The organism is Ferruginibacter sp. (assembly GCF_031430955.1).
In the GTDB taxonomy this organism is placed as follows: domain Bacteria; phylum Bacteroidota; class Bacteroidia; order Chitinophagales; family Chitinophagaceae; genus Ferruginibacter.
This window is the reverse complement of sequence record NZ_JANPCM010000738.1, coordinates 1-7,796: the sequence shown is the minus strand read 5'-3', so window position 1 is coordinate 7,796 and position 7,796 is coordinate 1. Positions and strand designations below refer to the sequence as shown.

Here is a 7,796-nt window from a genome sequence, read left to right as displayed (position 1 = left end):
GTATAACCCGAATTCCATTTAAAGGTTTTAGGATTTTGTACATTACCAAATAAACGAAGGTTTTTAACCACCCTAGTTTTTGATAGTATGCTCTGGGCAAAGTTGTAACCTATCTGAATATTTCTTATCCTGAAATAACTGCCATCTTCGATACCGTAAGTAGAGGCTTCGTAATTGATACGGTGATCCTGGCCTAAAATAGGATCCCAGTTAGAAGTACCTTCACCATGCCACCTGTTTATTTTAAATGCAGGATAGTTCACACGCTGGAAGGGAGACTCTGTACCACCCCAGTTCCTGTAAATTTCATTGCCATAAACTCCACCCACATCAATGCCTAAATCGAAACCTTTGTAATTAAAAGTTACTGATCCGCCATAAGTAAAATCAGGTGTTGGGTTGCCAATTACAGTTTTATCGGCAGTGTTTATTTTACCATCGCCATTTACGTCTTTGTATTTTAAATCGCCGGGGCCATAAGAAAATTCTGTATTAACCGGTGATTTTAATTTATCGGCATAACTCTGATAAATACCTTCTACTATATAACCATAGAAAGAACCAATGGGTTCGCCCACTACTGTTCTGTTAAATCCATTGATTAAGGCAAAATCTTTAGTAGCTAATTCCAGCACTTTATTTTTGTAAGTGGTTAAATTACCACTGATGGTAACTGTAAGATCCCTGGTTATTTTTTGATTCCAGTTTCCTGCTATTTCAATACCGCTATTTTTAATGCTGCCAATATTGCTTAACCTGGATACTGTTCCGTTAAGGCCAGGAATAAAGGTCATCAAATCTTTTGTTACTTTATCAAAATAGGCGATATCCAAATGCAGACGGTTTTTAAAAGCCGCCAGTTCTACACCTATTTCTTTTGCCTGTACTGTTTCCCATTTCAGGTTTCTGTCTGGGATATAAGTGGGTTGTACAGCAGTATAAATATTATTACCAAATACAGCTGCTGCACTGCTGTTTAATGCAGGGAAGAAAGGGTAATCATATCCATAAGTATTTTGATTACCCAACAATCCTATTGATCCTCTTAATTTTACAAAATCAAATATCTGCTGGTCATTCATAAAATTCTCTTTGGTCATTTCCCATGCAGCACCAACAGCCCAAAAGTTTTGCGCTCTTTCGCTTGGAGAAATTTGAGAAGAGGCATCACGCCTGAAAGATCCATTGAGGTAATATTTATTTTGGTAATTATATACCGCTCTTACTAAACCCGAAACCGTAGTTTTTTCATTTTGCCCTGATGCTGACCTGCGTGACTGTGCATCTCCAAAACCATTATCTATATACCAAAATCTTTTATTGTCTGGTATTGCAGATCCCGTTGAACTCTGATTAACCGTACCATATCTTCCAAAGTGACCAAAATAGTAGGTAGTAAAACCAGCTGTAGCATTTAAACTATGATCGCCAATTCTTTTCTTATAAGTAAGGATATGATCCTGTTGAAATTTTTTGTATGAATCATCATTTTCAACAACCCTTGTTGCCGGGCTATATAAATAAAATGAATTAGTAGCAGCATCATAAGAATTATAGAGTGGTGTATACCTCCTGTAATTCACATTGCTTATGTCAGCATATACTGTTGATTTAAAACTGAAATCACGTAAAAAATTAATCTCAGCAAAAACACTGGCCACCGTTCTGTATTCTACATTTATGGTTTTATTCCATTCATTTTCTAATTGTAATAACGGGTTAACCACACCTGAGTTTTGAATCAATGGCAATTCGTAATATAAATTTTGATTCATGCTATCTAATCCGTAGGGATTTTTTGCATAAATAGATTTAGTTCCGGAAGAAACTATTGGAATTACTTTACGGGCCTGATCTAATACACCGCCTGCTCCGTAAGGATTATTTTGCCTTACACCATTAAAATTAAATCCAACACGAATGGCTTTACTCAGTTTAAATTCATCATTTAAAGAGAAAAGTATTTTCTCTAATTTTTCATGCCGGATCAATCCTTCATCAGAAGTATAACCGAAACCCATGTTGAATTTATTTTTATCAGTACTACCGGAAAGGCTGAGGTTATGAGAATTGAATTTGCCCGTTCTGGTAACAGCATCTATCCAATCTGTATTAGCGGTCCATTTGGAATAATCAAACGGAGAATTTACGCCAATGTTAACTTTTTCTTCTTCATACAAAGTTTTAAACTGATCAGAATTAGCCAATTCTATTTTATCAACCAATTTTTTTACTCCATAAGAAGTATTGTAATTAATGATAACCTGGCCTGCTTTGGCTTTTTTGGTTGTAATTGCAATTACACCTGCTGCACCTCTTACACCAAAAATTGCAAGTGAAGAAGGATCTTTTAATATTTCTACTGATTCAATATCATTTGGATTGATGTAATCAATATTATCATTAAAAACACCATCCACCACATACAAAGGAGATACCGACCCGATACTTATTGTACCACGGATACGAATATCTGGCGCCTGGCCCGGTGTACCATTATTTACAACAGATAAACCAGCCACCCTGCCCTGTAAAGAAGCAATAGGATTTGTATTGGGTTTATCAGCAATATCTTTTCCAGAAACTTTTACAATCGAACCTGTTAAATCTCTTTTGCTTGCAGTACCATAACCAATTACCACCACTTCATTAATATCTTTAGCTGCAATCTGGAGCACTATATTTATTTCTGTACGGGTGCCAACTGCTACTTCTTCTGTTGCATAACCAATTGAAGAAAAAACTAGTCTTGCACCATCAGGTACTGATATAGAATAATTACCTGCAGCATCTGTGGAAGTACCCACTGTTGATCCTTTAATTTTTACACTAACACCGGCTACAGGCTCGCCATTGGCACTGGTAATTTTTCCTGTTACTTTAACATCCTGTGTAACAAAGTTTTTTTGCGTAATAACCACCAGGTTATTATCTAAAATGCGGTAGGTTAATGCTGTTGAATTGAAAACATTATTTAAAACATCTGTAACCAATGTATTATTGGCATTGATGTTTACTTTTTGGGTAGCAGATAATACTTCGTTGTTGTACAAAAATCTGTACATACTTTTTTTCTCAATTTGTTTTAAAGCGGTTTTTAGTTCTGCCGATTCTAACTTAAGCGTAATACGCTCCTGAGAATAAGTTTTTGCAGATAATTGCAAACTTGTAAGTAGTGTAAAAACAATGGCTAGTTTCATACGCAGTATAATTTTTGCCAGGCTTTGCGCCCTGATACCAAATAATCGTTGGCTTTTTTTCATATTTTTATGTTTTGGTAAGTTAAAGTGAGAACTTAAAGTTTAGTTTTACAGCGATACTGGTTTTCTAACTTTGCCATCCCGGGAAATGCGTCAACATTTCCCGTTTTTTTATTTTAGGAACTATTAATTAAGATTATTTTTTTCATTTGCAGCATAGTTTTATTTAAGAATAGTAATAGTGTTATTATTTATTTTATATACAAAAGGGGTCGTTATCTGCAAAGCATCAAGGGCCTGGTAAATAGTTTCATTTTCAAATGATCCGGTAAGTAATTCCTTTTTTAGTTTTTCGTTTTTTATTATAATAGTAACCCCGTACCAGCGTTCCATTTTTAAAGCAATTTCTTCTAATGTTTCTCCACTAAAAATTAACCTGCTTTCTACCCACCCTGTTTCTACAACGGTATTATCAGTTGGGTATAATGTTACATGGCTTAACTGTATAATGGGTTTGTCTTTTATTAAAGGCATTTTTTTAGGCTGCAGTGCTGCATTTGTTTTAAGTGGATTTATATCTTCATCATTAATAATCAGTTTTTCGTTAGGCTTCATTATTATTTTTTCCTGCCTGTCTTTTAAAGTAACTTCAACACTGCCTCTTATTAAACTGGTTTCTGTAGTTTTTTCGCCGGGATAACATTTTACATTAAAAGCAGTACCCAATACTTTTATATCCATTTTAGCTGTATGGATGATAAATGGTTTGGCAGGATTTTTTACAACATCAAAATAAGCTTCCCCCGATAAAGAAACCTCTCTTACACCTGTACCAAAATGTTGATTAACGTAAGTTAATTTACTGCTGCTGTTAAGCCAAACAGAGCTGCCATCGGGCAATTGAATTTTTGTACGGGAGCCGTTTCTTGTGCTTACTTCGCTTTGTGCAATTTTTTCTTTGGCACCAGCAACAGTATTTTTTGTGGTATTAATAAATACAAAAATTAAAACTGCAACAGTAAAAAACGCTGTAGTGGCAATAAATAATCTTTTTTTTCTGTTAGGCTGCTGCGGAGTAAAATCCAGGGAAAATGAACCGGTTTCATTATTATTCAATTCCAGATCAAATCCTTTTTCGTTTAACCTGCCAGAATGCAGTAGAAAAGTAGCTTCTAAGAAATCATCGTCTTTTTCTGCAGGAACAGTCCAGTATTGATCAATAAATTGTAAGGAGGTATCTGTATCAGGATGAATTTTAGTTAATTCATTCAATTCGGATAGTTCGGCTTCTGTAGCTTCTCCCGATAATTTTCGGGACATTAAAGTCCAAATTCTGTCTTTACTCATATAGCTGTATTCTATTAGAGACAAATAAATTACAAATCCCCTATAAGTAAATACAACTTATTTTGACGCTGTTTTTTTTGCAGGTAAATTAAGAACAGAGGCTATTTTTTTTAAGGCAGTTGAAAGTTGGTTATCTATAGTTTTTACGCTGATATTAAGAAGTTGTGCAATTTCTTTATATTTTAATTTATCCTGTTTTGCCAGTTTAAAAATTATTTTACATTGCTGGGGCAAAGATTCTATGGCTCTTTCAATTTTTTCGGCCAGTTCATTGGTGATAATATTATTTTCTGCATCAGGGTCATTACTGGCAAACTCAACCTCCAGGTCGTCTAAAGAAAGCACACTTGTTTTTTGGGTCTGTTTTAACCGCCTCAATGAAGCATTTCTTACGCTGATATATAAATACATTTTTAAATCTTCAATTTCCTGCAACTGCTTTCTTCTGGCCCAAATTTCAATATAAATATCAGATACTACTTCTTCTGCTGTTTCTTTTGATTTAGTAATGGAATAAGAAAAACTTTTTAATGGTTGAAAAAAGTGAAAGAAAAGTTTTTTGTAAGAAGCCACATCTTCGTATTCCGCAATACGCTGCTGCAATTCGTGAACAGAAGTATTATTAAGTGGATTTGTTTTATTCATTAGCAATGATAATCGTATTCAAATTTAAAATTTTTTTCCGATAAAAAATTTTTTCAATAAAAATAAATTAAGAACCATGAAAGACATAAAGCAAAAAAAATAAATATTAAAAGCAAGTCTTCAAAATACATGTATATAAAAAATCCTGCGAAAGCAGGAAATTTTATATACACTTTTATAAAGTAAACTATAGCACTACTGTTTTATTTCTTCTTTTACTTTTTCCATCATTTTGTTACCGGCATCTTTAATTTTATTACCGGCTTTTTTTAATTTGCTGGCAGCCGTATCGCCAATTACTTTTATAGTGCTGGCGGCACTGTCTTTCATCACTTTTAAATTTTTTGCTGCAGTATCTTTAAATGCTTCCAGTTTGCTTTCTGCAGAATCGCTGATGGCTTTTGCTTCATCAGCCATTGAAACAACAGTAGAATCTTTTTTTGTTTCTGTAGTTTTTTCAGCAGTGCCATTATCGCAGGCAGTAAGTACCACTGCAAGCGTAATAATTGTTAATAGTTTTTTCATCATTTTTTAAGTTTTATAATTCGAAACAAAAGTAAATATTTAAAAAAAACTAACGGTTATTTTTTTCTAAAGAATAGCCTTATAGGTACTCCGCTAAAGTTAAAATTCTCCCGTATTTGATTTTCTAAATAATTTTTATAAGGGGTTTTAATATCATCGGGATAGTTAGCAAAAAAAGCAAACGTAGGTGTATGTGTGGGCAACTGTGTAACATATTTTATTTTAATCAAATTCCCTCTTACTACCGGTGGGTGATAGCCTTCAATAGCCTTAAGCATTATGTCGTTTAATTTTTAAGTAGGCACTTTAAGCAGCCTGTTATCATACACTTCAAGTGCTGTTTCAATGCTTTTAAAAATACGTTGCTTTTCTGTTACCGAAATAAAAACAATGGGCACATCGGAAAATGGTGCAAATCTTTTTTTCAAATCTTTCTCAAAATCTTTAACAGTGTTTGTTTTTTTATCTTCTACCAAATCCCATTTATTTACCAGTACCACTACTCCCTTTCCTTTTTTAACCGCCATAGCAAATATAGAAAGATCCTGGGCTGTTAAACCTTTACCTGCATCCAGCATCAGCATACAAACATCCGCTTCGTCCAATGCTTTAATGGCACGTATCACTGAATAAAATTCCAGGTCTTCATGTACTTTTGTTTTTTTACGGATACCAGCAGTATCAATTAAAACAAATTCTTTATTAAATAAATTATAGTGGGTGTGAATGGTATCTCTTGTGGTACCTGCAATATCACTTACTATGGTACGCTCGGTACCAATCAATGCATTTAATAAAGAAGATTTACCCACATTAGGCTGACCAATAATTGCAATTTTAGGCAGACCATCATTCTCTGCTACCGCATCGTCTTCCGGTTTCATCAATGCAGTAATGGCATCCAGAATTTCACCTGTTCCACTGCCACTGATAGACGAAACAAAAAATATGTTTTCAAAACCGAGGCTGTAAAATTCGCTGGCTTCTAAAAGCCTTTCGTGGTTATCAACTTTATTCACCACTAAAAAAACCGGCTTGCTGCTTTTGCGTAAAATTTTTGCCATGCTTTCATCCAGATCAGTAATGCCTGTTGCAACATCTACCATTAAAATAATGGCGTTGGCCTCTTCCACTGCAATCATCACCTGCTTGCGAATTTCTTTTTCAAAAATATCATTGCTCTTGGGTACAAAACCGCCGGTATCTATTACATTAAATGTTTTGCCCGCCCATTCGGCTATGCCGTACTGCCTGTCTCTTGTTACGCCACTTATATCATCTACAATGGCCTTACGCTGCTCCAGCATACGGTTAAAAAATGTACTCTTGCCTACATTGGGCCTTCCTGTTATTGCTACTGTAAAACTCATAGTGCAGTTTGCGGTTGGCAGTTGGCAGTTGACAATTGGCACGCTGCTTTTAGCAGTTGGCAATCGGCAGTCCGCAAATGCTTCCTTTTTTTATTGAATTGATTATTATAAATATTTTTCCGGATGGCTTATTATATATCCCAACATTCTTCCAACTTCTGCACACCTTTCACTTAAATTTTTAAATTCGCTGTCACTAATGTATTTACAACTGGATGAAAACATCATCCATACTTCCGTTTCTGTATTTTCAGCATCGCAATCTGTAAGTTTACTTACAAAATGAGCAGGGTAATTTCTTCTTCTGTAAGCTTCACCCAAATTTGCACAAACTGATCTGGAACATCTCCTTATCTGATCCGTTAAAATATATTTTTCTTCTGATGGAAAAGATTTGCTGATTTCAAAAATATCCATAGCCAGTGAATAAGCTTTTTTAAAAACTTCCAAATCTTTATAGCATCCCATGTTATTCAGTTTACAGTTACCAGCTTGCACCCTGAAGATTCTGATTATTATATTATTTTGTTGATGTATCTTTAAAAGCTACACACTCTTGTAACCATTGCCCATTGCCCATTGCTAGTATCCGTACTCCTTCAACTGCATTTCATTATCCCTCCATTTAGGCCGCACTTTTACAAACAATTCTAAAAATACTTTACTGCCTAAAAATTCTTCAATATCTTTTCTGGCGTTGGTACCTAAT

At 34.6% G+C, this 7,796-nt stretch carries 8 protein-coding genes; all 8 read right to left on the bottom strand.

Going from position 1 to position 7,796, the window contains the following annotated elements; all coding sequences use genetic code 11:
* Positions 1 to 3,263, bottom strand: a 3,263-nt coding sequence (locus tag ACY65O_RS21155; protein WP_462222845.1) for a TonB-dependent receptor, incomplete at its 3' end; no start/stop codon positions are given.
* A gap of 159 nt (positions 3,264 to 3,422) precedes the next feature.
* Positions 3,423 to 4,547 (bottom strand): FecR family protein, encoded by a 1,125-nt coding sequence (locus tag ACY65O_RS21150; protein WP_462222844.1) that lies wholly within the window; start codon positions 4,545 to 4,547, stop codon positions 3,423 to 3,425.
* Positions 4,548 to 4,604: 57 nt separating this feature from the next.
* The gene (locus ACY65O_RS21145) at positions 4,605 to 5,192 is read right to left on the bottom strand and encodes an RNA polymerase sigma-70 factor (protein WP_462222843.1); all 588 of its coding nucleotides are present in this window, start codon (positions 5,190 to 5,192) and stop codon (positions 4,605 to 4,607) included.
* Between the two features lie 195 nt (positions 5,193 to 5,387).
* Positions 5,388 to 5,720: a hypothetical protein gene (locus tag ACY65O_RS21140; RefSeq protein ID WP_462222842.1), complete on the bottom strand. Its 333-nt coding sequence runs from the start codon at positions 5,718 to 5,720 to the stop codon at positions 5,388 to 5,390.
* A gap of 53 nt (positions 5,721 to 5,773) precedes the next feature.
* Positions 5,774 to 5,998 (bottom strand): hypothetical protein, encoded by a 225-nt coding sequence (locus ACY65O_RS21135; RefSeq protein ID WP_462222847.1) that lies wholly within the window; start codon positions 5,996 to 5,998, stop codon positions 5,774 to 5,776.
* A 12-nt stretch (positions 5,999 to 6,010) separates the two neighbouring features.
* Entirely contained in the window at positions 6,011 to 7,087 is a 1,077-nt protein-coding gene (gene der, locus ACY65O_RS21130) for a ribosome biogenesis GTPase Der (RefSeq protein ID WP_462222841.1), read from the bottom strand.
* Positions 7,088 to 7,192: 105 nt separating this feature from the next.
* A complete protein-coding gene (locus ACY65O_RS21125; protein ID WP_462222840.1) occupies positions 7,193 to 7,555 on the bottom strand; it encodes a four helix bundle protein in 363 nt (120 codons plus the stop codon).
* A gap of 114 nt (positions 7,556 to 7,669) precedes the next feature.
* Positions 7,670 to 7,796 (bottom strand): KH domain-containing protein (locus tag ACY65O_RS21120; RefSeq protein ID WP_462222846.1); only part of this gene is annotated, 127 nt, incomplete at its 5' end.